Source organism: Pantoea sp., assembly GCF_032114055.1.
Lineage (GTDB): Bacteria > Pseudomonadota > Gammaproteobacteria > Enterobacterales > Enterobacteriaceae > Pantoea.
Genome location: NZ_DAMCTB010000008.1, coordinates 68547 through 93887, shown reverse-complemented (window position 1 = coordinate 93887; position 25341 = coordinate 68547). Strand labels below are relative to the sequence as shown.

Sequence of the window (25341 nt, the reverse complement as noted above, 5' to 3'; positions counted from 1 at the left end):
GCTAGTCAGGTTGCCCGCTCGCCAGACCCTGCGCCACGGCCGCTATGCGCCGTCGCGTTAACTCTTCCCTGACTTCCACGCCTTTGAATCCCGCCTCGATGACGGCTTTCGTCGGCACCGCCTGAGCCCGTGCAAACGCACGACGCAGATAGTCTCCCTGCGGATAGGCCATGCTCTCCAGTCCGGCGCGTCCGCGCGCATCCGCTTCACTGGTCAGCGCCATCTGTTCCACACGCTGCGGCTTACGCCAGGCATCAATCCGGTCAAACAGCCCCACCAGTGACGCCGGTGACTGCCGCTCAATGGTATGCACGATGTCGTGAAACTCGGTGACGATCAGCGCCAGATCGCGCATCGCATTCGGCACGCGCAGTCGCTGGCAGAGGGCCGCGACCAGCGGCACACCGGCCAGACCATGGCCGTGATGACTGGGCCACAGCGCGGGCGGCGTCAGCGCCTTGCCGACATCATGGAACAGCGTGGCGAAGCGCACATCAATTTCATCGGAGAGGGCAGCGGCCATCGCCAGCGTCATCAGCGTGTGCACCCCGGTATCGATTTCCGGATGCCACCGGATCGGCGCAGGAACGCCAAACAGGTTATCCAGCTCCGGAAAGAGCACTTTCAGCGCACCACAGTCCCGCAGGACCTGAAAATAGATCTGCGGGTTACGGCTGCCGAGCGCCTTTTCCGTCTCTTTCCAGACCCGTTCTGCCGTAAGATTCGACAGCTCGCCGCTCTCTGCCATCTGCTGCATCAGCTGCTGAGTTTCCGGCGCGATACGAAAATTGAGATGGGCAAAGCGCGCAGCAAAACGGGCAACCCGCAGTACCCGCAGCGGATCTTCGCTGAAGGCGTCAGAGACGTGGCGCAGCAGGCGCAGGGTGATATCGCGCTGGCCATGATAAGGGTCGACCAGTTCGCCGTGTTCATCCTGCGCGATAGCATTGATGGTCAGATCGCGACGCTGCAAGTCCTGCTCCAGCGTCACGTCGGGCGCAGACCAGGTCACAAACCCGGTGTAGCCTTTCCCGTTTTTCCGCTCGGTCCGCGCCAGCGCATACTCTTCGCGGCTTTTGGGATGCAGGAAAACGGGAAAATCACGACCGACCTGCTGATAGCCCTGCTCAAGCATGGCTTCCGGCGTGGCGCCCGTCACCACCCAGTCTTTATCTGTTACGGGCAGATTCAGCAGCGCATCTCGCACTGCACCACCCACTAAAAACGTCTTCACGCAAAACTCCAGAGAATAAGAAATGACCTGCACACCGGGCGTATCCTGCACCTGAAATCGGCAATGCATCTCATTTCATTGTTGCACAGATTCCCCGGATTGCAGACATGCCAAAAAAGGGATCAGAAGATCCCCTTTTTCAATCCGGCGAACGGGTGTCAGTTCATCCAGCGATCGCTTTTCTTGCGACGCGGCAGCATGTGCGGCAGCAACAGGCCCAGTAGCAGGCCCACGCCCAGTACACCGCCGCCATACATGAACCACTGCATGATGATGGTGCGCTGCTTATCATCCAGCTGAACGTTCGCCGCGCTGACTTTCTTCTGCGCCACGATCAGCTCATTTTTCAGCTTCTGGTTTTCGCCTTTCAGTCCGTTGATGACGCCGTCGCTGCTGGCGACTTTATTCTGCATTTCTGCCGTGCGCTGATTCCAGCTGTTGTCGATGTTATCCAGTTTGGCCGTCAGATCTTTCACCTGCTGCTCCAGCTGCGGCACACGGGTACGCAGGCTCGGACTGGCGCTGAGTTGTGACAGCGGGATCCAGGTAGTCCGGCCTTCTGAATCGCGGATCTGACCATAATGCGTATCATTGTTGGTCTGCAACAGCTGCACCTCTTCCCCGGCGTTCAGCTTACCGAGCAGGCGAAACTGGTCGCCAGGCCCGCTGCGGACCCAGGTTGAGAGTTCATCAGAAACGTAACGTTTTTCGTCGGCATGGGCAGGTGCAAGGGTGCTGAGGGCCAGCAAAGTGAGTCCGGCAAGTGTGATTTTTTTCATTCGATTTCGTTTGGCTTAATCTGACTAAAATTTACCGGCACAGTCTGGAGAGGCCTCACATAAATCTGAATGAGAACTATCCTGGTCTCATGAGAGTGCGAAAAGGTCTGCGAAAGCGCAAAGAAAGCAGAGACAGCGCGGCTTCTGTGCATTAATCTTCGCCTGATAAACCCTTGCCCTCCAGGTGACAGCGTAAGTAACCCGCTGATAATCGCCTGAAATATGCAGGAAACACCCTCTTAAGTGCCAGCAGCGTAGTGAATAAAAAATTATGACCATCGAAATCGAACTAAAGTTCATTGCAACATCACAGGCAGCCGGGAAGCTGGCTGAACGACTCGCCACGCTGCCGCATCAGCATCAGGCTGCGCGCGAGCTGACCAACATCTATTTTGAAACCGATGATAACCAGCTGCGGCGCTGGGATATGGGATTACGCATCCGTGGCGTTGACAAGCGTTATGAGATGACGCTGAAAGCGGCAGGCCAGACGCTCGGCGGACTGCATCAGCGTCCGGAATATAATGTTGATCTTAGCGAACCTGTGCTGGACATCGCGCGTCTGCCCGAAGCGATCTGGCCACAGGGCACCGATGTTGCGGCGCTGCAGCAGCGTTTGCAGCCGCTGTTCACCACCCACTTTCAGCGCGAGGTCTGGCTGATCACGACCGGCAACAGTGAAATTGAGGTGGCTTTTGATCAGGGCGAGGTAACGGCGGGTGAGCTGAGCGAACCACTGTGCGAGATCGAACTGGAGCTGAAACGCGGTGAGCGCCAGGATCTGCTGGCTTTTGCTCAGGAGCTGGTGGCGCTGGGTGGGCTGCGTATGGGCAGCCTGAGCAAAGCCGCCCGCGGTTATCAGCTGGCGCAGGGCAATCCGCCGCGTCAGCGCGTGGCGTTTCCGCTGCTGAAGGTGGGTGCTAAGGCCACCGTCGAGCAGGGCATGATCGCCGCGATGTCGGCCGGTCTCCAGCACTGGCAGTATCATGAAGAGGTCTGGCTGCGCGGTAACGCGGCGGCACAGGACGCGGTGCGCGAAGCCCTGGATCTGCTGCGTCAGGCGTTCAGCCTGTTTGGTGCGCTGGTGCCGCGTAAAGCCAGCAGCGCACTGCGTCAGCAGCTGACCACGCTGGAAGAGACATTATTAAACGAAGAGCAGGAGGCGGCCGCGTTCTGCCTGTCCTCTCTGTCGGTTGAAACGCAACTGGCGCTGACGCACTGGCTGGCTGAGTCACAGTGGCGTCAGTGGGTCGATGCTAAAGGCGAGACTAAACTGCAGGGATCGTTTAAGCGCTTCAGCGACATTATGCTGAGCCGCGTCAATGCCGATCTGCGCGAGACCTTTGTCACAGTCAGACAGCCTAATGAATATCAGGATAAAGCCACCCGACTGGCACGTCAGCTGCTGACGGTGCATCTGCTGGCCGGATCCTATCCCGCTGAAACCGTCATGGCCTGGCTCGACCCCTGGCAGCAGCTGCTCTCCGCCATCCATGAGAAGCAGTCATCCGGTTTAGCCTGGCTGGCGACGCAGGCGCTGAAACAGTCACCCTTCTGGCTCACCAGCGGCGCTGGCCGCTGACGGGCATTACGTCATGCCATCTGAGGAGGGCGTTATGTTGTCAGCACTTCCCGCGTTGCTTCGCGACCAGGCTGAAAAGGCCGCCCGACAGCTTGGGGTTTCGCTGAGTTCGCTCAGCGCGGAGCAGGCCGCCGGGCTGGCGTTCAGCGATTTCGTTCTGGAAAACCTGCAGCAGCATCCCGACTGGTGGCAGACGATGCGGGACCAGCCGCCTCAGCCCGACGAATGGCAGCACTATCCGGCGTGGCTGAATCAGGCCCTGAGCGGCATTGACAGCGAAGCGGACCTGATGCGGGCGCTGCGGCTGTTTCGCCGCCGGATGCTGGTGCGTATTGCATGGATGCAGACTTTGCGGCACGCCACCACTGAACAGAGTCTGCAACAGCTCAGCCTGTTAGCCGAAGTGCTGATTAGCCGGGCGCGTGACTGGGTGTGGCAGGCGTGCTGTCAGGACTTTGGCACGCCCTGCAATGCGGAGGGTGAAGCGCAGCCAATGCTGATTCTGGGCATGGGCAAGCTGGGCGGGGGGGAACTCAATTTCTCCTCTGACATCGACCTGATTTTTGCCTGGCCGGAGAATGGCACCACGCGCGGCGGACGGCGCGAGCTGGACAACGCGCAGTTCTTCACCCGCATGGGGCAGCGGCTGATCAAAGTGCTGGATCAGCCTACGATGGATGGCTTTGTCTATCGGGTAGATATGCGGCTGCGGCCGTTCGGCGACAGCGGCCCGCTGGTGATGAGCTTTGCCGCGCTGGAAGATTACTATCAGGAGCAGGGACGTGACTGGGAGCGCTATGCGATGGTGAAGGCGCGCCTGATGGGAGACGATCACGACCGCTGGAGTCTGGAGCTGCAGCAGATGCTGCGGCCCTTTGTCTATCGCCGCTATATCGATTTCAGCGTGATCCAGTCCCTGCGGAACATGAAAGGGATGATCAGTCGCGAAGTCCGGCGACGCGGACTGAAAAACAACATCAAACTGGGCGCGGGCGGCATCCGCGAAACTGAATTTATCGTGCAGGTGTTCCAGCTGATCCGTGGCGGACGTGAGCGCTCACTTCAGTTACGTGCGCTGCTGCCGACACTGGAGGCGATCAAAACCCTGGCGCTGCTGCCTGCGGAACAGGTCGATGCACTGCGCGAAGCCTATCTCTTTCTGCGACGGCTGGAAAACCTGCTGCAGAGTCTGGGGGACGAACAGACCCAGACCCTGCCGGAAGATGAACTGAATCGCGCACGGCTGGCGTGGGCGATGGAGTGCGCCGACTGGGCGGCGCTGATGACACGGCTCGACAGCCAGATGGCAGCGGTGCGGGCCATCTTTGATGAGCTGATTGGCGAAGATACACCGGATATCGACGATCAGCGCGAGCTGGCGGAGTTTCAGGTGCTGTGGCAGGACCAGCTGGAGGATAGTGAACTGGCGCCGCTGGTGCCGCAGCTCAGTGACGACCACCGTCAGACGCTGCATCAGACGCTGGAAGCGTTTCGCCAGGATATCAACCGGCGTACCATCGGCCCGCGCGGTCGTCAGGCGCTGGATCAGCTGATGCCGCGCCTGCTGAGTGAAGTCTGTCCGCGTGACGATGCGGCGGTAACGCTCAGCCGCCTGACCCCGCTGCTGCTCGGTGTACTGACCCGCAGTACCTATCTGGAGCTGCTGACCGAATATCACGGTGCGCTGCGCCACCTGATTCGCCTGTGCGCCGCCTCACCGATGGTCGCCAGCCAGCTGGCACGTTATCCGCTGCTGCTGGATGAGCTGCTCGATCCGGCCACGCTCTATCAGCCGACCGCCACCGATGCCTATCGCGATGAGCTGCGGCAGTATCTGCTGCGCATCCCCGCCGAGGATGAAGAGCAGCAGCTGGAAGCGGTACGGCAGTTCAAGCAGGCGCAGCATCTGCGTATTGCGGCTGCCGACATCGCCGGCACGCTACCAGTGATGAAAGTCAGCGATCATCTCACCTGGCTGGCGGAAGCGATTATCGAATCCGTGGTGCGTCAGGCCTGGATGATGATGGTGCAGCGCTACGGTCGTCCTTCGCATCTGATTAATGAACATGAGCGCGGATTTGCGGTGCTGGGCTACGGAAAGCTGGGGGGCTGGGAGCTGGGTTACCGTTCCGATCTCGATCTGGTCTTCCTGCACGACTGTCCGGCCGATGCCGTCACTGAAGGGGAGCGCAGCATCGATGGCCGTCAGTTCTATCTGCGTCTGGCCCAGCGCATCATGCATCTGTTCAGTACCCGCACCTCATCCGGCATTCTCTATGAGGTCGATGCGCGGCTGCGTCCTTCCGGCGCGGCGGGCATGCTGGTCAGTACCTTTGAGGCGTTTGAGGAGTATCAGCGCAGTGAAGCCTGGACCTGGGAGCATCAGGCGCTGGTCCGCGCGCGCGTGGTCTTTGGCGAAGCGGCACTGAGCGAGCGTTTCAACGCGATTCGTCTGGCGATCCTCTCGCTGCCGCGTGCCGCCGGGGTCCTGCAGACCGAAGTGCGCGAGATGCGTGAAAAGATGCGCGCTCACCTCAGCAACAAACATAAAGGCCGCTGGGACATCAAGGCCGACGAGGGCGGCATCACGGATATTGAATTCATTGCCCAATATCTTGTCTTACGCTACGCCGCTGAGCAGCCGGCGCTGACGCGCTGGTCTGATAACGTACGCATCTTCGAGCTGATGGCGAAATTTCACAAAATGCCCGCCGATGAGGCGCAGGCGCTGACGCAGGCGTATGTGACGATGCGCGACGCACTGCATCATCGCGCCCTGCAGGAACTGCCTGGCCACGTTGAACCAGAGGCGTTTGCAGCGGAGCGGCAGACGGTGCTGAACAGCTGGAAACGCTGGCTGGTCGCGTCGTCGTCTATCCTGGCGTGATGCTGATAGCACCATTCACAACTGTGCTATCATCCGCGCACTATTTTTAATGCAGTCTGGAGTGTCTGGAATGAAAGTGACTCTGCCCGCGTTCGGCCAAGCCTCAGTGCTGGTTGTTGGCGATGTAATGTTGGATCGTTACTGGTATGGCCCAACCAGCCGTATCTCCCCTGAAGCACCGGTTCCGGTGGTGAAAGTGGACACGGTTGAAGAGCGCCCTGGCGGGGCGGCAAACGTGGCGATGAACATTGCAGCACTCGGTGCCGCGTCACGCCTGATTGGCCTGACCGGTGAAGACGATGCGGCGCGCGTACTGAGTAACACGCTGAAAGACGTCAACGTTCACTGCGACTTCGTCGCGGTAAAAAGCCATCCGACGATTACCAAACTGCGCGTGCTTTCCCGCAATCAGCAGCTGATCCGCCTCGATTTCGAAGAGGGTTTCGACCAGGTTGATCCGGAGCCGATTCACCAGAAAATGCGAGAATCTCTGGCGGCAGCCGGGGCGCTGGTGCTCTCCGACTACGCCAAAGGCGCGCTGAACAGCGTACAAACCATGATTACCCTGGCGCGGGAAGCGAAGGTGCCGGTGCTGATCGACCCGAAAGGCACTGATTTCGCCCGCTACCGTGGCGCGACGCTTCTGACGCCGAACCTCTCTGAGTTCGAAGCCGTCGTCGGCAAATGCAAAAGCGAAGAGGAAATCGTGGCACGCGGGATGCAGCTGATTGCTGATTTCGACCTCGCCGCGCTACTGGTCACCCGCTCCGAGAATGGCATGACGCTGCTGCAGCCAGGCAAAGCGCCCCTGCATCTGCCGACCCAGGCGCAGGAAGTGTATGACGTGACCGGTGCTGGCGATACGGTGATTGGCGTACTGGCGGCAGCACTGGCGGCGGGCGATTCGCTGGAAGAGGCCTGTTTCCTGGCCAATGCCGCCGCCGGTGTGGTGGTGGGCAAACTGGGTACGTCGACCGTCAGCACCGTTGAACTGGAGAATGCGATCCACGCCCGTCCGGAGCAGGGCTTTGGCATCATGACAGAAGCGCAGCTGAAAGCCGCCGTTGAGATGGCCCGTCGGCGTGGCGAGAAAGTGGTGATGACCAATGGTGTGTTCGACATCCTGCACGCCGGGCATGTCTCCTACCTGGCCAATGCCCGCAAGCTTGGCGACCGGCTGATCGTCGCGGTAAACAGCGATGCATCAACAAAACGTCTGAAAGGGGAAAGCCGTCCGGTCAATCCGCAGGAAAACCGCATGATTGTGCTTGGTGCGCTGGAAGCGGTCGACTGGGTCGTGCTGTTTGAAGAGGACACCCCGCAGCGACTGATTGCCTCCATTCTGCCTGACCTGCTGGTAAAAGGCGGGGATTACAAACCGGAAGATATCGCCGGCAGTAAAGAAGTGTGGGCAAATGGCGGTGACGTGCAGGTACTGAACTTCGAAGACGGTATCTCTACCACCAACATTATCAAAACCATTCGCGGCAGCTGAAGCTACCTCTGAATGTATCAGCGGGAGCCAGGCTCCCGCCTGAACACTTATTCGGACTTGTTATCCGGCACAGGTTTTACCACGTCGGCAACCGGTGGTGGCGAAACCGCAGGTGAGGTAGCTACGGCTGCAGCCGGGCTCACGGTGGCGGAAGCCGGTGCCGCAGGCGCTGTCGTACCGGCTGAAGAGCCCTGGCTTTCCAGCTGAGCCAGACGCTGCTCCAGCGACGCCAGTTTCTCCCGCGTACGCAGCAAGACCTGCGTCTGCACATCAAACTCTTCACGGTTGACCAGATCCATCCGGGTCAGCTGCGCCTGAAGAACCTGACGAATTTTCTTTTCGACATCATCCCCAAACTCACGAACACCTTTCGGCATCGCGTCGTGAACCTGACGGGCTAGTTGTTCAATTTTTTTCGTGTCGATCATGATGATTTCCTGGTTACAGAGAGCTGTGTCAGCGTGTTTACCAACGTAATAAGTGTTAAGTGTAATGCCAGAAATGAAAAGGATAAACCTCAAATCCTTAACGCAGGAAGTGCAAAAGCAATTGCGCTATTGATGATTGCCGCTTCAGACATTCGGCGTTATAGTTGAACTGCTTATTCTCAGGGCGGGGCGCAATTCCCCACCGGCGGTAAATCAGCTTCGGCTGAAAGCCCGCGAGCGCTTTATCTCACTGAAAAGAGAGATAAAGGACAGCAGATCCGGTGTAATTCCGGGGCCGACGGTTACAGTCCGGATGGGAGAGGGTAACGACATCTGTCGGACAAGTGTGTCTGCTTCACGTTATTGCCACGTCTTTTTGACGTCACTCCTAAGCACGCCCTGATTCTGGTAACCCATATATATTAAGGTTTTTATTACCATGAATCAGACGCTACTTTCTGAATTTGGCACGCCTGAACAGCGTGTAGAACGTGCTATCGCCGCCCTGCGTGAGGGTCGCGGTGTGATGGTACTCGACGATGAAAATCGTGAAAACGAAGGCGACATGATCTTCGCCGCTGAAACCATGACCGTTGAACAGATGGCACTGACGATTCGTCACGGCAGCGGCATCGTCTGCCTTTGCCTGACGGAAGAGCGCCGCCAGCAGCTCGATCTGCCGATGATGGTGGAAAACAACACCAGCTCCTTTGGCACCGGCTTCACGGTGACCATTGAAGCGGCAGAGGGCGTCACGACCGGCGTTTCCGCGCAGGATCGTATCACCACCATCCGCACGGCGATTGCCGATGATGCAAAGCCAGCCGATCTGCATCGCCCTGGCCACGTCTTCCCGCTGCGCGCCAGTGAAGGTGGGGTTCTGACCCGTGGCGGTCACACAGAAGCGACCATCGACCTGGTCACGCTCGCAGGCTTTAAGCCCGCCGGTGTGCTGTGTGAGCTGACCAACGATGACGGCACCATGGCGCATGCGCCTGAAGCGATTGCGTTTGCCCGTCAGCATGAGATGCCGGTCGTCACTATCGAAGACCTGATTGCCTGGCGTCGCACGCACGAAACGCGCCACGCCAGCTGATGATTGAGAAACAAACAGGCCTTCCGTAGGCCTGTTTGTTTCTGCCACGGCTATTATCCTGCTTTCCTCACCTTCCCGCTGTCAGCAGCCCGGTTAACACCGCCGCGTTGCATTCATTCAAATTTCCTGATGATCACCATCATGCTTATCCGCGTGATTGCGTGGTAAATGCGCGTATCGTAGTGACCATTAAATAACCGGATTCCGGAGTTCATAATGAGTCAGATCCGCATGCCAGCGCTGTTTTTAGGTCATGGCAACCCGATGAATGCCCTTGAAGAGAACCGTTATACCGCCGCGTGGCGTCAGGCTGGGGAAACGCTGCCACGGCCGCGCGCAATCATTGCGGTTTCGGCGCACTGGTACACGCGCGGTACTGCCGTGACCGCGATGGCGCAGCCAAAAACCATTCACGATTTCGGGGGATTTCCCCAGGCGCTGTTTGATACGCGCTATCCGGCGCCGGGATCGCCTGAGCTGGCACAGCAGCTGGTGGAGCAACTGGCACCGGTGGCGGTGAAACTGGATTATGAATGGGGACTGGATCATGGTTCCTGGGGCGTCCTGATCAGGATGTATCCGGATGCTGATATTCCGGTGGTGCAGCTCAGTATTGATGGCACCCGACCAGCCGCATGGCATTTTGAGATGGGCCAGAAACTGGCTGCGCTGCGCGATCAGGGCGTGATGATTGTGGCAAGTGGCAACGTGGTGCACAACCTGCGTAAAGTGCACTGGAACGGTAACGGCGACGTCTACCCCTGGGCCAGCGGATTTGAACAGTTCGTTCGCGATAATCTGGCGGTCCAGAGCGATGCCGCGGCACATCCGCTGGTTAACTTTATGGACCATCCTGACGCCGCGCTCTCTAATCCGACGCCTGAGCACTATCTGCCGCTGCTCTATGTGCTGGGCGCACGACAGCCGGATGATGACATTACTCTTCCGGTTGACGGAATAGAGATGGGTGCCATCAGCATGCTGTCGGTTCAGGTCGGTTAAGTGAACGATCTCGTGCAGAGACAGGTGCAAAAGAAGAGAGCGGCCCGCAGCACGGAAAACGCAGGCGTTTTTTAATGGCACACTGCGCGAACCCGGCTGCGGGCGCACTTCAGGGCTGCGGTGCGTACCCAGGCGGGCCGGGCATGTTACGGGCCAGCCTGAACGTTTTGCCGGACTGAACGGGTGACCTGTACTGACCGGGGCTTACGATTAACCCAGCCGGCGACTATCGTGCGGCATCAGCCGATAAAGGCGTGTGGATAGAAGCGAGAAAGATCCTGTGTGATCAGCTCACGATCCTCGCGCAGACCAATACCTGCGGGTTGATCGTCAATCAGCCAGCTGCCGATCAGCGTATAGCTGTCGCCAAACTTTGGCAGCGGATGGAACTGCTGGACGATCATTCCCTCTTCGCCATAAGGGCCGTCTACCCGGGCGATCTCCTGACCCTTTTCTACGATGCGGATGTTAGCGCCTTCACGGGAAAACAGCGGCTTAACCACATATTTCTCCATTGGCGGAACGTCATCTTCTGCAAACCAGGCGGGCAGCAGGTTAGGGTGATTTGGGAACATTTCCCATAACATCGGCAGCAACGCTTTATTCGAGATAATGCTCTTCCAGGCCGGTTCCAGCCAGCGTACGCCAGCATCCCCCAGCTTGGTGGAGAACATCTCGCGCAGCATGAACTCCCACGGATAGAGCTTAAACAGGTTACTAATCACCTGATCCTGAGCGTCGGTAAATTCCCCTTTTTCGCCCAGGCCAATCTCATCGATGTAGAGAAACTCACTCGGCAGGCCCGCTTCGGTGGCACAATCCTGAAGATACTGTACGGTTCCGCGATCTTCATCGGTGTCACGGCAGCAGGCGAAGTGCAGCCAGTTAAACCCGTGCTGCTGATGCAGGTCGGCAAAGCGCTCAATCAGCTTCTCCTGCAGGCTGTTGAACTGGTCGCTGCCTGCGGGTAACTGACCGGCGTTGAGCTGATCTTCGAGCCAGAGCCACTGGAAGAAAGCCGCTTCATACAATGAGGTCGGCGTATCTGCATTGTTCTCCAGCAGTTTGACCTCACCTTTTCCATCCCAGGCGAGATCGAGGCGTGAGTAGAGCGAAGGCTGACGCTGACGCCATGAATCCCGCACGAAGTCCCAGGTATGTTTGGGAATGCGGAATTTCGTCAGCAGCGTGTCGCTGTTGACCACTTTCTCCACCACCTGCAGGCACATCTGATGCAGTTCAGCCGTCACCTCTTCCAGATGTTCGATCTGCGCCAGCGTGAACCGGTAATAGGCATCTTCACACCAGTAGGGTTCACCATGCATGGTGTGAAAGCGAAAACCGAACTCGGTAGCTTTTTCGCGCCAGCCGGGGCGTTCTGAAATGGCTATGCGTTCCATCGGGGTATCAGCCTCCCATTGAGCGGCTGGAGGTGCCGGTGGCACTGCTGCGCTGCATGCTGTTCTGTTTGGCAACCGTTTCACCAAAGCCGCCACGGGTAATGGTGGAGGTGGTTGCCGGTTTCGGCGCCAGCGCCGTTTTTGGCACGGTCATACTTTTGCCGGAGGTCGCGGCGCCATAGTTGCGGCCGGATGCATCCACAAACTGACCATTGGCCGGGCTGCGAGCCGTTTTAGGTGAGAACAGCGGTTGCTGTGCAAAGCCCGAACCGCCGCCCATCATGCGGCCCATCATGTAACCCGCCATCAGGGGCATCCAGAAGCTGCCGCCACTCTGCTGAGATTCTGCATTAGTCGTACCTACGCCCGCCTGAGCCGGTGTCTGCTGACACTGATTCTCACCAAATTCTGCGACGCAGTCTTCACGCGTAGCATATTTAGGCGCGGTGCGTTCTGCCTCTTTTTTCGCCTCGTTAAAGGCGGTCGTGCACTGTGCACTCTGACCCGGATTCGCTTTCGAACAGTCATCCGCGTTCTGGTACATCGACACCGTTTCATCGTTCTGTTCGCAGCCAGCCAGCATAAAGACGGCCGACACGGCGAAAGCAACGGGCGTTAAATGGCGTGCCTGCCAGCTCTTGCGAAAAGCGGCATAGCGAATAGATTTTGTGCGTTTCATTATGATTATCCTGTGCCCAAAGGTAGGGCATAGAATAGGGGATGGGGGGGTAAAATTGAAGCTGAAGGCCTGATGCAGCAGGGATCTTTACTTAGTTATACGTTCAACAGAGAGACGGGCCGCAAAGCAGCCCGTCCGCTGATTAATTACCGAAAGGATTACCGCTGTTACGCCGCGCCGCCGGGCGTGCCGCCTCAGGGGAGCCGGTTGCCACAGGGCCATTGTCCACACGCGCGGTCTGCTGCGCGTTTTCCGGTGCGACCGTTTCCGGTGATGTCGGGATCTCTTTACCCAGCTGGCTGTTCAGTTTCTGCAGGCTCTGCTCGTTAAGCGTGCCCAGTGCATAGCTGATATTCAGCTGGTTAATCAGGTAGCTGTAGCGCGCATCAGAAAGCTGCTGCTTGGCGTTGTAGAGTACGGTCGTTGCATCCAGCACATCAACGATAGTACGTGTACCGACCTGATAGCCCGCTTCTGAAGCATCCAGAGAACTTTGCGCAGAGACGACAGCCTGCTTGTAAGCATTGATGCTGCTGATAGACGCATTCACGTTGTTAAACGATGAACGTACCGTCTGGACAGCGGTGCGATGCGCGCTTTCCAGCTGTTCGCTGGCGCTGACAAAGCTGTACTGGGCCTGTTTCACCTGAGAGGTCACGCTGCCGCCGCTGTAGAGTGGCAGTGAGAAACTCAGGCCGACCTGGTTAGAACCCGTGATTGAATCCGTAGAACCCTGGCTCTGATTGGCACGACTGCCGCCATATTTGCTGTTGGACAGACCGGTAGAGGCCGTCAGACCCAGCGTCGGCAGATGGCCAGCTTCAGCGGAGCGAATCTGCTCACGGGCCAGATCCTGGTTCAGACGCGCCGAGAGCAGCGACAGGTTACGGGCTTCCGCCTGCTTAAGCAGCGCACTGACCGCTTCCGGCTTATCGGTTCTGAAACGATCGATACTCAGTGAGGCCAGAGACAGGTAGTCCATGCCGGTGATCTGACGCAGCGTTTCAACATTGTTATCGAGGTTGTTGCGCGCGGTGACTTCGTTAGCCAGTACACTGTCATATTGCGCACGGGCATTCTGAACATCGGTGATAGCAACCAGGCCCACATTGAAGCGCTGGGTGGTCTGATCCAGCTCACGATAGATCGACTGTTTTTGCGCTTCGGTATAGGAGAGCGTATCAATTGCTTTCAGCACATTGAAGTAGGCGGTCGCAGTGTTCAGAATCAGATCCTGCTGCGCCACCTGATAGGTAACATCCTGAATGCCGGCCGCTTTTTCCTGCAGGGTCAGCGCACGCCATTTCGACATGTCGAAAAGGGTCTGGGTTAATTGCAACGAACCGCTGGTGGTGTTGGAATGAAGACCACTGCTGTCGCGATAGCCATTGTTATAGGTGTAGTCTGCACCCAGGCCAAGCTGGGGTAATAAGGGGCTACGCGCTTCGTTGATTTTCTCAAAGGCAGAATCGCGATCGGCAGCGGCGCTGCGCAGATCCGGGTTGCTCAGACGCGCTTGCTGGTAAACCTGAAGCAGGTCTTCGGCCTGGCTGGCGAAGCTGAAACCGCCCAGGCTCAGCCCAATAAAAAATGGGAGCAGTTTTTTCATTTGCATTCCTTTTGTTGCAGCAAATTGCAGTGGGTGCGCTGCCGGGTAAGCCAAAAAATTATCGCCGATTCTAGCAGAGGGCAACTGTGAGATAAGTTGGCTGAACGTGCCTTCGCCCTCTAATTTACGTAAATAATTCATAAAGAACCACTTACATGGAGCACGGCAACAGGCTTTTTTTCGCTCCATCCCAATCTGCACAAGGAACCTGATGATGTCGGAAGAAAAAAAATCCCCTGTGACTTTCACAAAAAACGATGTAGAAATTATTGCACGTGAAACCCTCTACGATGGTTTTTTTTCCATTGAGCGCTATCGTTTCCGCCATCGCCGGTTTAATGGCGAAATGAGTGCAGAAGTGCAGCGCGAAGTTTTTGAGCGCGGTCATGCCGCCGTGCTGCTACCTTATGATCCCTTACGCGACGAAGTGGTGCTGATTGAACAGATCCGCATCCCGGCTTATGACAGCACGGTGACACCCTGGCTGCTGGAGATGGTCGCCGGTATCATTGAGCCTGGCGAAACGGCCGAGCAGGTGGCACGTCGCGAAGCCGTTGAGGAGGCGGGGTTATCGGTCGGCCGGATTAAGCCTATGCTGAGCTATCTGGCCAGCCCTGGTGGCACCAGCGAACGTCTGTCGGTGCTGATTGGGGAAGTGGATGCCAGCCAGGCAGAGGGATGCCATGGTCTGGAGGAAGAGAATGAGGATATTCTTGTCCATGTGGTGAGCCGCGAACAGGCTTATCGCTGGGTGGAAGAGGGGATAATCGACAATGCGGCGTCTGTCATCGCTCTGCAATGGCTGGCGTTGCACCATGAAAAACTACGCGAAGAGTGGATACAAAAATGAAACAGCGCTATACCCCTGACTTTCCCGAAATGATGCGGCTCTGCGAAACCAATTTCGCCCAGCTACGCCGCCTGCTGCCGCGCAATGATGAGGCGGGCGCATCGGTGATCTATCAGGTGAGTGGCGCCCGTTATCAGCTGACGATTCAGGAGTCGACACGCTATACCACGCTGGTGGAAATTCGCCAGATTGCGCCTGCGGTGAGTTACTGGAGCCTGCCTTCGATGTCGGTCCGGCTCTATCACGATGCGATGGTCGCCGAAGTGTGTTCAACTCAACAGATCTATCGTTTCAAAGCGCGCTATGATTATCCTAATAAAAAACTGCATCAGCGCGATGAAAAACATCAGATAAACCAGTTTCTCGCAGACTGGCTGCGCTACTGCCTTGCGCATGGCGCAATGGCTGTTCCGGTCTGCTGATGCGTATAATGCGGTAAATGGCGTGGAGACGAAGGAAACGCTTTGGATAGCCTGCTAACTCTTTCTGCAGCGAATGGTTCCGGATTCAGGATTTTACAGATTACGGATACGCATCTGTTTGCGGGAAAACATGAATCCTTACTTGGGGTGAACACCTGGTCGAGCTACAAAGCGGTGCTGGATGCGATTATTGCACAACAGCACGACTTCGACCTGATCATCGCCACCGGCGACCTTGCCCAGGATCATTCTGCTGAAGCCTATCAGCATTTTGCTGAGGGTATTTCACGTTTGCCCCGGCCCTGTGTCTGGCTGCCTGGCAATCACGATTTTCAGCCCGCGATGGTCGACACCCTGGCGGCTGCCCATATCAATGCTCATAAACAGGTGCTGCTGGGCGAGCAGTGGCAGATTGTGCTGCTCGACAGTCAGGTCTCAGGCGTGCCGCATGGGATGCTGAGCGACTACCAGCTGGAGTGGCTCGACAATGCGCTGGGGCGCTATCCGCAACGGCATACGCTGGTTCTGCTACATCATCATCCGCTGGCCTCTGGCTGCACCTGGCTCGACCAGCACAGCCTGCGCAATGCCCATCAGCTGGACGCTGTGCTGCAGCGTTACCCATTAGCCCGGACGCTGGTCTGCGGGCATATTCATCAGGAGCTGGATCTGGCATGGCATGGCCGCCGGGTGCTGGCGACGCCGTCAACCTGCGTGCAGTTCAAGCCACACTGCACCAGCTTTACCATTGATACGGTCGCACCGGGCTGGCGCTGGTTTACCCTGCATCCGGATGGCAGCTTCGATACCGAGGTTAACCGGCTCGACACCGACGCTTTTCGTCCTGATTTAGACTCAGAAGGATACTGACGCGTGGCGGCTTTGCTCTATCTGCACGGCTTCAACAGTTCGCCCCGGTCGGCGAAAGCGACGCAGTTCCGGCAATGGCTGGAGACGCACCACCCGGCAATCGAGATAATCGTGCCCCAGCTGCCTGCTTTCCCGGCGGATGCCGCCGCGATGCTGGAAGATCTGGTGCTGAGTCGTAGTGGTGAAACTCTGGGACTGGTCGGCTCGTCGCTGGGTGGCTATTACGCCACCTGGCTGTCACAATGCTTTATGCTGCCCGCGGTCGTCGTCAATCCTGCGGTACGGCCGTTTGAACTGCTGGCGGATTTCCTGGGCGAAAATCAGAATCCCTACACCGGCCAGCAATATGTGTTAGAGTCTCGCCACATTTACGATCTCAAAGTAATGCAGATTGAACCGCTGGAAGCACCCGATTTACTCTGGCTGCTGCAACAGACCGGCGATGAAGTTCTCGATTACCGTCAGGCGCTCGACTATTACAGCGCGTGCCGGCACACGGTAGAAGAGGGCGGAAATCATGCATTTACTGGATTCGAGCGCCATTTCCCGCAGATTCTGGACTTTCTTGGTCTGAATCATCCCTGAGTAAAGCGGAAATCGCACCCATTTCATCTTTCTAATCAGACATTTACGATGAGTCAATCGAACTATAACGCGGATGCCATTGAGGTCCTGACTGGCCTTGAGCCTGTTCGCCGTCGCCCGGGAATGTACACCGATACGACGCGGCCCAACCATTTGGGTCAGGAAGTGATTGATAACAGCGTCGATGAGGCGCTGGGCGGCCACGCTAAGCGGGTTGAAGTGATTCTGCACGCTGACCAGTCGCTGGAAGTTATTGATGATGGTCGCGGCATGCCGGTGGATATTCACCCGGAAGAGGGCGTGCCTGCGGTCGAACTGATCCTGTGCCGTCTGCACGCAGGCGGCAAGTTCTCCAATAAAAACTATCAGTTCTCAGGCGGCCTGCATGGTGTCGGGATCTCGGTGGTTAACGCCCTGTCAAAACGTGTTGAAGTCACGGTGCGCCGTAACGGCGAAATCTATGACATGGCGTTTGAAAATGGCGACAAAGTACAGGATCTCACCGTGACCGGTACGGTGGCAAAACGCAACACCGGGACCCGGGTCCATTTCTGGCCGGATGAGAGTTTCTTTGACAGCCCGCGCTTCTCCGTGTCGCGCCTGTCACACCTGCTGAAAGCCAAAGCGGTGCTCTGTCCTGGTGTTGAGATTGTCTTTAAAGACAAGCTGAACAATACCGAACAGACCTGGTGCTACCAGGATGGTCTGACCGACTATCTTTCCGAGGCCGTCAATGGCCTGCCGACGCTGCCGGAAAAACCTTTTGTCGGCAGCTTTACCGGTGATGTGGAAGCGGTAGACTGGGCGCTGCTGTGGCTGCCGGAAGGTGGCGAACTGTTAACCGAAAGCTACGTTAACCTCATCCCCACCATGCAGGGCGGCACGCATGTCAACGGTCTGCGTCAGGGGCTGCTGGATGCGATGCGTGAGTTCTGCGAATACCGCAATATCCTGCCGCGCGGCGTAAAACTCTCTGCGGAAGATATCTGGGATCGCTGCGCCTATGTGCTGTCGGTGAAGATGCAGGATCCGCAGTTTGCCGGACAGACGAAAGAGCGTCTCTCCTCACGTCAGTGCGCCGCCTTTGTCTCTGGCGTGGTGAAAGATGCCTTCAGCCTGTGGCTGAACCAGAACATCCAGACCGCAGAACTGCTGGCGGAACTGGCGATTTCCAGCGCCCAGCGGCGTATGCGGGCCGCCAAAAAAGTGGTGCGCAAAAAGCTCACCAGCGGTCCGGCCCTGCCGGGCAAGCTGGCGGACTGTACCGCGCAGGATCTGAATAAGACAGAACTGTTTCTGGTGGAAGGGGACTCCGCAGGCGGCTCGGCCAAGCAGGCGCGCGATCGCGAATATCAGGCGATCATGCCGCTGAAAGGCAAGATCCTGAATACCTGGGAGGTCTCGTCTGATGAGGTGCTGGCGTCGCAGGAAGTGCATGACATTTCAGTGGCTATCGGTATCGATCCGGATAGCGAAGATCTGACGCAGCTGCGCTACGGTAAAATCTGCATTCTGGCGGATGCGGACTCAGATGGTCTGCATATCGCCACGCTGCTCTGCGCACTGTTCGTGAAACATTTCCGCTCGCTGGTGGCAGGCGGGCACGTCTATGTCGCGATGCCGCCGCTCTACCGTATCGATCTCGGTAAAGAGGTCTATTATGCGCTGGATGAAGATGAGAAAGAGGGCGTGCTGGAGCAGCTGAAGCGCAAAAAGGGCAAACCCAACGTCCAGCGTTTTAAAGGACTGGGCGAGATGAACCCGATGCAGCTGCGCGAAACCACGCTGGATCCGAATACCCGGCGCCTGGTGCAGCTGACGATCAGCGATGAAGATGTCGACCAGACGCTGCGCATCATGGATATGCTGCTGGCGAAAAAACGGTCTGAAGACCGGCGTAACTGGCTGCAGGAAAAAGGCGACACCGCCGATATCGAAGTGTAAAAAACAGGACGCGAAAGCGTCCTGTTCACTTTATGACGCCAGCATGATGGACCCGGTGCCGCCTCAGCTGCATCGGGCAGGTTTGAGTAAGCAGAGACAGTAACCATTGTGAAAATTACGCTGGAAGAGTTACGCGCCTGGGTCGCGGTCGTGGATAGCGGGTCAATTACGGCAGCCGCTTCCCAGCTGGCGCAGACCAGCTCGGGCATCAGCCGCGCCCTTTCCCGGCTGGAAAGCAAGCTGCAGACCACGTTGCTGCATCGCACCACCCGGCGGCTGGCGCTGACGGAGGAAGGACAGGTCTTTCTGGATCACGCGCGTCAGATCCTGGCCTCAGTTGAACAGGCTGAAGAGCAGATCGCCCTGCGACGCGAAACGCCGTCAGGGCGGTTACGGGTCAACGCCGCCACGCCCTTTATGCTGCATGTGATTGTGCCCCTGGTGGAGGCGTTTCGGGCCCGCTACCCGCTCATCCAGCTTGAGCTCAATACCGACGACATCCTGATCGATCTGCTGGAGCAGCAGACTGACGTCGCCATCCGCATCGGCGAACTGCGCGACTCGACGCTGCACGCCCGGCTGCTTGGCAGTAGTGCGGTCCGGCTGATGGCCAGCCCGGCCTATCTGGCGAAAGCGGGCACCCCGCAAAGCGTTGCGGATCTTGCCCGGCATCAGACCATCGGTTTCAGTTACCCTGAAACCCTTAATGTCTGGCCGCTCTGGCAGTCGGAAGGAGAATTTATGCGCTTCAGACCGACGATCGCCGCCTCCAGCGGCGAAACCATCCGGCAGCTGGCGCTGGCGGGTCAGGGTATCGCACGCCTCTCTGATTTTGTCAGCCGGGAAGATTGCGCGGCTGGACGGCTGGTGCCCGTACTTCCCGCTGAAACCCGCGATCTGCGGTTGCCGGTTCATGCGGTCTATTACCGGAATACCACGCTCTCTTCCCGCATCGTCTGCTTCCTGGACTTTCTCCGCAGCGAGATTGATCGGCGTCAGCTGCTCTGAACCAGACTGTCAGAAAGAAAAAACCCCTGTCACAGGACAGGGGTTGAGTGGTGCAGGCCAGGCCGGATCATCTTCGCTTGCTGACGCTGCCCGCGCCGGAACAGGAGGCGAGCGAAAGACGCTCAAGCCTGTTCACTGCGGGTTGAGGCAGTGCGTTGCTGCCAGAAAGACGCAGATGAGCGTCTGTCAGCCGCCTCAGCATGATGATCGGCGCAGCAGCCCTCAACGTCTCCGTCAGGTGCTGGGTTCCAGCACCAGAATCTTCACATCCACCACGTCATCTTTGATGATGGCGCGATGCGCATCCATGTGCGGCATCTGCTGATGCTGCTCCAGATGGCGCAGGGTTTCCCACTGTTCCAGCATAAAAATAGAGTCCGGCGAATTCTGCTTCCACGGCACCTGCGCCTGATGGTCCAGCAGCGCGTCATACTGATGGCAGCCCTCTTCTGCTAAGACCTGCGGGATCAGTTTTTTCACCGCATCCAGCACAGCCTGGCGGCGACCGGGTTTAACACAAAGTTCAGCAACGACTGTCAACATTCGTGAATTCCTCTTTCATGGGAAAATAGGGAGTAGCCCCCTCTCATCTTAGGCAAAAACGCGGGTAAGATGGGTCCGATAAGCCGCGATATCGCGCGGCACGTCCGGCGCTTTAATCACATCGTTACAGATAAAGGTCGGCAGTGCTTCCATACCCAGGAACTGATTGGCTTTATGAAAGTGCAGATAGAGTCCGTCAACGCCAACGCCTTCAAAAAACTGCTCCGGATCGGTAAAGGCCTGCAGCGGCGCATTCCAGGTCAGTGACAGCATATATTTTTTGCCCTGTAACAGACCGCCGGAACCATACTTCTTCGCCGCATCGGCGCGGGTGCGGCCATCGCTGGCATAGAGCGAGCCGTGACCTTCGGTAAAGACTTCATCAATGTAACGCTTCACCGTCCAGGGTTCACCCATCCACCAGCCGGGCATCTGATAAATCACGACATCGCTGTCGACATACTTCTGCACTTCATCGGCGATCACATAGTTGCTGTCGGCGACCGTGACCGAAACATCATGGCCCATGTCCCGCAGCTGGCTGGCGGCCACGTCGGTCAGTGTATGGTTCAGTTCGCCTTTGGAGTGGGCAAAGGTTTTGCCGCCATCGATAATTAAAATCTTGCTCATCAATAATCTGCCTCATTTCCTGAATATGCGCTCAGCTTACGCGCGCCGGGGTCAGAGAAAAATGGGAGGCTGATCACAACACTTTTGCTTTAGAAGCAATAATGCGCCGCTTTGTGGCACCATCGCCGGGCAAACTCACCATGAAAAAATCAAAAATGAAAAAAATTATCTTCTCGTTGCTGCTGGTCAGCGGTGCTGTCCAGGCGCAGTCGCATCTCGATACTGTTCTCACCACGAAGACGCTGAAGGTCTGCACCACCGGGGATTACAAGCCTTACAGCTATCTGCGGCCTGATGGTCAGTATGAAGGGCTGGATATCAGCATGGCGAACGCCCTGGCAATCTCGCTCGGCGCAAAAGTGGAGTGGGTACCAACCCGCTGGAAAAGCCTGATGCCGGACTTTCTGGCAAAGCAGTGCGACATCGCCGTGGGCGGCATCTCTGTGACGCTGAAACGTCAGCAGACTGCCTGGTTTGCCCGGCCGCTGGATGTGGACGGCAAGATACCGCTGGTGCGCTGCGCCGATAAAGCCCGTTATCAGACCCTGGCGCAGCTGAACCAGCCCGGCGTGCGGTTGATTGAACCGGCTGGCGGCACTAACGAAGCCTTTGTGCACAGCCATCTGCCTGACGCCACGCTGACGCTGTTTCACGATAATGTCACCATCTTCCAGCAGCTGGTGGATAACAAGGCGGACGTGATGATCACGGATGCTTCTGAGGCGCGTTATCAGCAGCAGCACTATCCGTCGCTGTGTGCGGTCAATCCTGACAAACCGCTGCAGTATGGCGAAAAGGCGTACATGATCCCGCGCGACGACATCAGCTGGAAACTCTATGTCGATCAGTGGCTGCATCTCAGCACGGCCACCGGCGAATATGGCGGGATTGCCCGGCAGTGGATGGGGGCAAAGTCCTGACTGACCGCCCCGGCGTGACGCGGCTTTTGCCGCGCTGAAGCAGGCGTCCCGTCAGCAGATGCTATCCGGCTGGCGGGAGGCCTGATCTCCCGCGCTTCCCCTGTGACTAACACCAGCGAATAAGGTACTATCCTCGCCAAACCACCGCCGGGTGTCCCGCCGTTGTGGGCCACGATGTGAGGATGAGAAATTAATGAGTGAACTGACTCAGGATGGTGCAGAGCGTCTTGCCCTGCACACATTCACCGAGAATGCGTACTTAAACTATTCGATGTACGTCATCATGGACCGCGCGCTGCCTTATATTGGTGACGGATTAAAGCCGGTTCAGCGACGTATCGTCTACGCCATGTCCGAACTGGGGCTTAACGCCAGCGCAAAATTTAAAAAATCGGCACGTACCGTGGGTGACGTGCTGGGTAAATACCATCCGCACGGTGACAGCGCCTGCTATGAAGCGATGGTGCTGATGGCGCAGCCGTTCTCCTATCGTTATCCGCTGGTCGACGGCCAGGGTAACTGGGGTGCGCCAGACGACCCCAAGTCGTTCGCGGCGATGCGTTACACCGAATCCCGTCTGTCAAAATATGCCGAGCTGCTGCTGGGCGAGCTGGGTCAGGGCACCGTCGACTATCAGCCGAACTTTGATGGCACGCTGCAGGAGCCGAAGATGTTACCGGCGCGCCTGCCCAATATTCTGCTGAACGGCACCACCGGTATCGCCGTGGGTATGGCGACCGATATTCCGCCACACAACCTGCGCGAAGTGGCTCAGGCGGCGATCGCACTGATCGACTCGCCGAAAACCACGCTGGATCAGCTGCTTGATATCGTTCAGGGGCCGGATTACCCGACTGAGGCGGAGATCATTACGCCACGTGACGAAATCCGCAAACTCTACCAGAGCGGTCGCGGCTCCATCCGCCAGCGTGCGGTCTGGAAAAAGGAAGAGGGCGAGGTGGTCATCACCGCGCTGCCACATCAGGTGTCAGGCGCGCGCGTGCTGGAGCAGATTGCTAACCAGATGCGCAATAAAAAACTGCCGATGGTGGAGGATCTGCGTGATGAGTCGGATCATGAGAACCCAACACGTCTGGTGATCGTGCCACGCTCCAACCGCGTCGATCTCGACCAGGTGATGAACCATCTGTTCGCCACTACCGATCTGGAGAAGAGCTACCGCGTTAACCTCAACATGATCGGGCTGGATAACCGTCCGGCGGTGAAGAACCTGCATGAGATCCTGACCGAATGGCTGGTGTTCCGCCGTGAAACGGTCAAACGCCGTCTTAATTACCGACTGGAACGCGTGCTGCGTCGCCTGCATATCCTGGAAGGCCTGCTGGTCGCGTTCCTGAATATCGATGAGGTCATTGAGATTATCCGGACTGAAGATGAGCCGAAGCCGGTGCTGATGTCGCGCTTTGGTCTCAGCGAAACCCAGGCCGAATCGATCCTCGAACTGAAGTTGCGTCACCTGGCAAAGCTGGAAGAGATGAAAATCCGTGGCGAGCAGGCGGATCTCGAAAAAGAGCGCGATCAGCTGCAGGCGACGCTGGCCTCTGAACGCAAGATGAACACCCTGCTGAAGAAAGAGCTGCAGGCTGACAGTGCCCGCTACGGCGACGATCGTCGTTCGCCACTCTGTGAGCGCGACGAAGCCAAAGCCCTGAGTGAAACGGAGCTGGTGCCGTCTGAACCGGTCACCATTGTGCTCTCCCAGATGGGTTGGGTGCGCAGCGCCAAGGGGCACGATATCGATCCGGCCGGGCTCAGTTACAAAGCGGGCGACAGCTATCTGGCGGCCGCACGCGGTAAGAGCAATCAGCCGGTGGCCTTTATCGACTCCACCGGCCGCAGTTATACGCTGGATCCAACCTCGCTGCCGTCGGCGCGCGGGCAGGGCGAGCCGCTGACCGGCAAGCTGACGCCACCGCCGGGCGCGGTGGTTGAACAGGTGCTGATGGAGGCGGATGACCAGCGTCTGCTGATGGCTTCCGATGCGGGATACGGCTTTATCTGTACCTTCAGCGATCTGGTGTCGCGCAACCGCGCCGGTAAAGCGCTGCTGACGCTGCCGGAAAACGCCCGTGTGATGACGCCACTAGCGGTGCATCACGAAGATGACATGCTGCTGGCGATCACCCTGGCGGGACGGATGCTGATGTTCCCGGTCGGCGAGCTGCCGCAGATGTCGAAAGGCAAGGGCAACAAAATTATCTCAATCCCGTCGGCGGAAGCGGCTGCCGGTCAGGATAAGCTGGCCTGGCTGATGATCCTGCCACCGGGCAGCGCCATTACGCTCTATGTTGGCAAACGTAAAATGTTGCTGCGCAGTGAAGAACTCCAGAAATTCCGCGCCGATCGCGGACGTCGCGGTACGCTGTTGCCGCGCGGCCTGCAAAAAATCGATCGTGTAGAACTGGATGCGCCTGCGCGTCCGGCAAGCCCGGATAGCGAAGCGTAAACTACCCGGCTGACGCTGCGTCAGCCGTGGCTCAATGAGGGAACTATGTTACTTATTCTGCGTACCATTATCGTCGTCATCTACTCGATTGTCGTCTGTGTCTTTGGCTGTATCTGGTGTCTTTTCTCGCCGCGCGACCCGCGTCACGTCGCCCGTTTTGGTCATCTGTTTGGCAAACTGTCGACGGTATTCGGCCTTAAAGTGGAGCTGCGCAAGCCGGAAGGCGCGGAGAAGTATGGCAACGCGATCTACATTGCGAACCACCAGAACAACTATGACATGGTGACCGCGGCTAAAATCGTGCAGCCGTCGACGGTGACGGTGGGGAAAAAGAGTCTGCTGTGGGTACCGTTTTTTGGCCTGCTCTACTGGCTGACCGGTAACCTGCTGATTGACCGTGATGACCGCGCCAAAGCGCGTGGCACCATCGGCGAGCTGGTCGACCAGTTTAATCGCAAGCGCATCTCCATCTGGATGTTCCCGGAAGGAACGCGCAGCCGTGGCCGTGGCCTGCTGCCGTTTAAAACCGGTGCCTTTCATGCGGCGGTGGCGGCGGGCGTGCCGATCATTCCGATTGTGGTCTCCAACACCCACGGCAAAGTTAATCTGAACCGCCTCAATAACGGGCTGGTGATCGTGGAGATGCTGCCACCGGTTGACGTAAAGGCATTCGAATCATCCTCGGTGCGTAAGCTGGCTACCCACTGTCGCGAACTGATGGCGGCGAAGCTGGAAGAGCTGAATGCCGAAGTTGCAGAACGCGAAAAAAACGGAAAAATCTGACCGGCGGCTCTTTTGCCGAACTATCCTGCATGGATGCCCACGATGAGCCGATGCTGGCTCACCGTGAACACAACACAGCAAAACAGATCAATAAAAACAGGGTCGGCGCTTAGCGCCACGCGTAAAGG

22 protein-coding genes and 1 riboswitch are annotated in these 25341 nt (G+C 57.7%); of the genes, 14 read left to right on the top strand and 8 right to left on the bottom strand.

Annotated elements, in window-relative coordinates; genetic code table 11:
* Position 1: 1 nt before the first annotated feature.
* Together RT657_RS14200 and RT657_RS14195 are read right to left on the bottom strand one after the other, a co-directional pair.
* Entirely contained in the window at positions 2–1234 is a 1233-nt protein-coding gene (locus RT657_RS14200) for a multifunctional CCA addition/repair protein (protein ID WP_313655219.1), read from the bottom strand.
* Between the two features lie 158 nt (positions 1235–1392).
* Positions 1393–2013 (bottom strand): TIGR04211 family SH3 domain-containing protein, encoded by a 621-nt coding sequence (locus RT657_RS14195; RefSeq protein ID WP_111139906.1) that lies wholly within the window; start codon positions 2011–2013, stop codon positions 1393–1395.
* A 271-nt stretch (positions 2014–2284) separates the two neighbouring features.
* Here RT657_RS14195 and RT657_RS14190 point away from each other — a divergent pair, with 271 nt between their 5' ends.
* The 3 genes from RT657_RS14190 (at position 2285) to hldE (ending at position 7977) form a co-directional block, all read left to right on the top strand.
* Positions 2285–3595 carry an inorganic triphosphatase gene (locus tag RT657_RS14190; RefSeq protein WP_313655218.1) on the top strand — a complete coding sequence of 437 codons (1311 nt, stop codon included), beginning with the start codon at positions 2285–2287 and terminating at the stop codon, positions 3593–3595.
* Positions 3596–3629: 34 nt separating this feature from the next.
* On the top strand, positions 3630–6482 hold the full coding sequence (glnE, locus tag RT657_RS14185) for a bifunctional [glutamate--ammonia ligase]-adenylyl-L-tyrosine phosphorylase/[glutamate--ammonia-ligase] adenylyltransferase (protein ID WP_313655217.1): 2853 nt from the start codon (positions 3630–3632) through the stop codon (positions 6480–6482).
* A 70-nt stretch (positions 6483–6552) separates the two neighbouring features.
* Positions 6553–7977, top strand: a complete 1425-nt coding sequence (gene hldE / locus RT657_RS14180) for a bifunctional D-glycero-beta-D-manno-heptose-7-phosphate kinase/D-glycero-beta-D-manno-heptose 1-phosphate adenylyltransferase HldE (protein ID WP_313655216.1) — start codon at positions 6553–6555, stop codon at positions 7975–7977.
* Positions 7978–8024: 47 nt separating this feature from the next.
* Here hldE and ubiK read toward each other — a convergent pair whose 3' ends face one another.
* On the bottom strand, positions 8025–8405 hold the full coding sequence (gene ubiK / locus RT657_RS14175) for a ubiquinone biosynthesis accessory factor UbiK (RefSeq protein ID WP_313655214.1): 381 nt from the start codon (positions 8403–8405) through the stop codon (positions 8025–8027).
* 171 nt (positions 8406–8576) lie between these two features.
* A riboswitch (FMN riboswitch) is annotated at positions 8577–8734 on the top strand.
* A 110-nt stretch (positions 8735–8844) separates the two neighbouring features.
* Here ubiK and ribB point away from each other — a divergent pair.
* Both ribB and ygiD read left to right on the top strand, forming a co-directional pair.
* The gene (gene ribB / locus RT657_RS14170; RefSeq protein WP_111139901.1) at positions 8845–9501 is read left to right on the top strand and encodes a 3,4-dihydroxy-2-butanone-4-phosphate synthase; all 657 of its coding nucleotides are present in this window, start codon (positions 8845–8847) and stop codon (positions 9499–9501) included.
* Between the two features lie 216 nt (positions 9502–9717).
* Positions 9718–10503: a 4,5-DOPA dioxygenase extradiol gene (gene ygiD, locus RT657_RS14165; protein WP_313655212.1), complete on the top strand. Its 786-nt coding sequence runs from the start codon at positions 9718–9720 to the stop codon at positions 10501–10503.
* Between the two features lie 239 nt (positions 10504–10742).
* Here the strand turns inward: ygiD and RT657_RS14160 are convergent, their stop codons facing one another.
* The 3 genes from RT657_RS14160 to tolC form a co-directional block, all read right to left on the bottom strand.
* Positions 10743–11903 (bottom strand): glutathionylspermidine synthase family protein, encoded by a 1161-nt coding sequence (locus tag RT657_RS14160; RefSeq protein WP_313655211.1) that lies wholly within the window; start codon positions 11901–11903, stop codon positions 10743–10745.
* Between the two features lie 7 nt (positions 11904–11910).
* Positions 11911–12582, bottom strand: coding sequence for a DUF1190 family protein (locus tag RT657_RS14155; RefSeq protein ID WP_313655210.1), 672 nt, complete (start codon positions 12580–12582; stop codon positions 11911–11913).
* Positions 12583–12724: 142 nt separating this feature from the next.
* Positions 12725–14191: an outer membrane channel protein TolC gene (gene tolC, locus RT657_RS14150; RefSeq protein WP_313655209.1), complete on the bottom strand. Its 1467-nt coding sequence runs from the start codon at positions 14189–14191 to the stop codon at positions 12725–12727.
* A 214-nt stretch (positions 14192–14405) separates the two neighbouring features.
* Here tolC and nudF point away from each other — a divergent pair, with 214 nt between their 5' ends.
* The 6 genes from nudF (at position 14406) to RT657_RS14120 (ending at position 19870) form a co-directional block, all read left to right on the top strand.
* Positions 14406–15041: an ADP-ribose diphosphatase gene (gene nudF / locus RT657_RS14145; protein WP_313655344.1), complete on the top strand. Its 636-nt coding sequence runs from the start codon at positions 14406–14408 to the stop codon at positions 15039–15041.
* The gene (locus RT657_RS14140) at positions 15038–15463 is read left to right on the top strand and encodes a DUF1249 family protein (RefSeq protein WP_313655207.1); all 426 of its coding nucleotides are present in this window, start codon (positions 15038–15040) and stop codon (positions 15461–15463) included. Before nudF ends, RT657_RS14140 begins: the two co-directional genes overlap by 4 nt.
* A 42-nt stretch (positions 15464–15505) precedes the next feature.
* Positions 15506–16333 (top strand): 3',5'-cyclic-AMP phosphodiesterase, encoded by an 828-nt coding sequence (gene cpdA / locus RT657_RS14135; RefSeq protein WP_313655206.1) that lies wholly within the window; start codon positions 15506–15508, stop codon positions 16331–16333.
* Positions 16334–16336: 3 nt separating this feature from the next.
* Complete coding sequence (gene yqiA, locus RT657_RS14130; RefSeq protein WP_313655205.1) at positions 16337–16918, top strand: esterase YqiA; 582 nt, start codon at positions 16337–16339, stop codon at positions 16916–16918.
* A gap of 48 nt (positions 16919–16966) precedes the next feature.
* Positions 16967–18862 (top strand): DNA topoisomerase IV subunit B, encoded by a 1896-nt coding sequence (parE, locus tag RT657_RS14125; protein WP_313655203.1) that lies wholly within the window; start codon positions 16967–16969, stop codon positions 18860–18862.
* 108 nt (positions 18863–18970) lie between these two features.
* On the top strand, positions 18971–19870 hold the full coding sequence (locus RT657_RS14120) for a LysR substrate-binding domain-containing protein (protein WP_313655202.1): 900 nt from the start codon (positions 18971–18973) through the stop codon (positions 19868–19870).
* Positions 19871–20104: 234 nt separating this feature from the next.
* On the opposite strand, the gene RT657_RS14115 is transcribed toward RT657_RS14120, so the two are convergent.
* Together RT657_RS14115 and RT657_RS14110 are read right to left on the bottom strand one after the other, a co-directional pair.
* Positions 20105–20413, bottom strand: coding sequence for a putative quinol monooxygenase (locus RT657_RS14115; protein WP_128085193.1), 309 nt, complete (start codon positions 20411–20413; stop codon positions 20105–20107).
* Positions 20414–20461: 48 nt separating this feature from the next.
* A complete protein-coding gene (locus RT657_RS14110; RefSeq protein WP_313655201.1) occupies positions 20462–21043 on the bottom strand; it encodes an NAD(P)H-dependent oxidoreductase in 582 nt (193 codons plus the stop codon).
* Positions 21044–21198: 155 nt separating this feature from the next.
* Between RT657_RS14110 and RT657_RS14105 the strand changes: the two genes are divergently transcribed.
* From RT657_RS14105 to RT657_RS14095, 3 genes are all read left to right on the top strand, one after another.
* Positions 21199–21963 (top strand): transporter substrate-binding domain-containing protein, encoded by a 765-nt coding sequence (locus tag RT657_RS14105; RefSeq protein WP_313655343.1) that lies wholly within the window; start codon positions 21199–21201, stop codon positions 21961–21963.
* 193 nt (positions 21964–22156) lie between these two features.
* Entirely contained in the window at positions 22157–24430 is a 2274-nt protein-coding gene (parC, locus tag RT657_RS14100) for a DNA topoisomerase IV subunit A (protein ID WP_313655200.1), read from the top strand.
* Between the two features lie 45 nt (positions 24431–24475).
* Positions 24476–25213 (top strand): 1-acylglycerol-3-phosphate O-acyltransferase, encoded by a 738-nt coding sequence (locus RT657_RS14095; protein WP_313655199.1) that lies wholly within the window; start codon positions 24476–24478, stop codon positions 25211–25213.
* Positions 25214–25341 lie beyond the last annotated feature (128 nt).

Coding starts and splice junctions, on each gene's coding strand:
- RT657_RS14195 (WP_111139906.1), bottom strand. CDS start 2,013: ATGAAAAAAATCACACTTGCCGGACTCACTTTGCTGGCCCTCAGCACC.
- RT657_RS14190 (WP_313655218.1), top strand. CDS start 2,285: ATGACCATCGAAATCGAACTAAAGTTCATTGCAACATCACAGGCAGCC.
- glnE (WP_313655217.1), top strand. CDS start 3,630: ATGTTGTCAGCACTTCCCGCGTTGCTTCGCGACCAGGCTGAAAAGGCC.
- hldE (WP_313655216.1), top strand. CDS start 6,553: ATGAAAGTGACTCTGCCCGCGTTCGGCCAAGCCTCAGTGCTGGTTGTT.
- ubiK (WP_313655214.1), bottom strand. CDS start 8,405: ATGATCGACACGAAAAAAATTGAACAACTAGCCCGTCAGGTTCACGAC.
- ribB (WP_111139901.1), top strand. CDS start 8,845: ATGAATCAGACGCTACTTTCTGAATTTGGCACGCCTGAACAGCGTGTA.
- ygiD (WP_313655212.1), top strand. CDS start 9,718: ATGAGTCAGATCCGCATGCCAGCGCTGTTTTTAGGTCATGGCAACCCG.
- RT657_RS14160 (WP_313655211.1), bottom strand. CDS start 11,903: ATGGAACGCATAGCCATTTCAGAACGCCCCGGCTGGCGCGAAAAAGCT.
- RT657_RS14155 (WP_313655210.1), bottom strand. CDS start 12,582: ATGAAACGCACAAAATCTATTCGCTATGCCGCTTTTCGCAAGAGCTGG.
- tolC (WP_313655209.1), bottom strand. CDS start 14,191: ATGAAAAAACTGCTCCCATTTTTTATTGGGCTGAGCCTGGGCGGTTTC.
- nudF (WP_313655344.1), top strand. CDS start 14,406: ATGTCGGAAGAAAAAAAATCCCCTGTGACTTTCACAAAAAACGATGTA.
- RT657_RS14140 (WP_313655207.1), top strand. CDS start 15,038: ATGAAACAGCGCTATACCCCTGACTTTCCCGAAATGATGCGGCTCTGC.
- parE (WP_313655203.1), top strand. CDS start 16,967: ATGAGTCAATCGAACTATAACGCGGATGCCATTGAGGTCCTGACTGGC.
- RT657_RS14115 (WP_128085193.1), bottom strand. CDS start 20,413: ATGTTGACAGTCGTTGCTGAACTTTGTGTTAAACCCGGTCGCCGCCAG.
- RT657_RS14110 (WP_313655201.1), bottom strand. CDS start 21,043: ATGAGCAAGATTTTAATTATCGATGGCGGCAAAACCTTTGCCCACTCC.
- RT657_RS14105 (WP_313655343.1), top strand. CDS start 21,199: ATGAAAAAAATTATCTTCTCGTTGCTGCTGGTCAGCGGTGCTGTCCAG.
- parC (WP_313655200.1), top strand. CDS start 22,157: ATGAGTGAACTGACTCAGGATGGTGCAGAGCGTCTTGCCCTGCACACA.
- RT657_RS14095 (WP_313655199.1), top strand. CDS start 24,476: ATGTTACTTATTCTGCGTACCATTATCGTCGTCATCTACTCGATTGTC.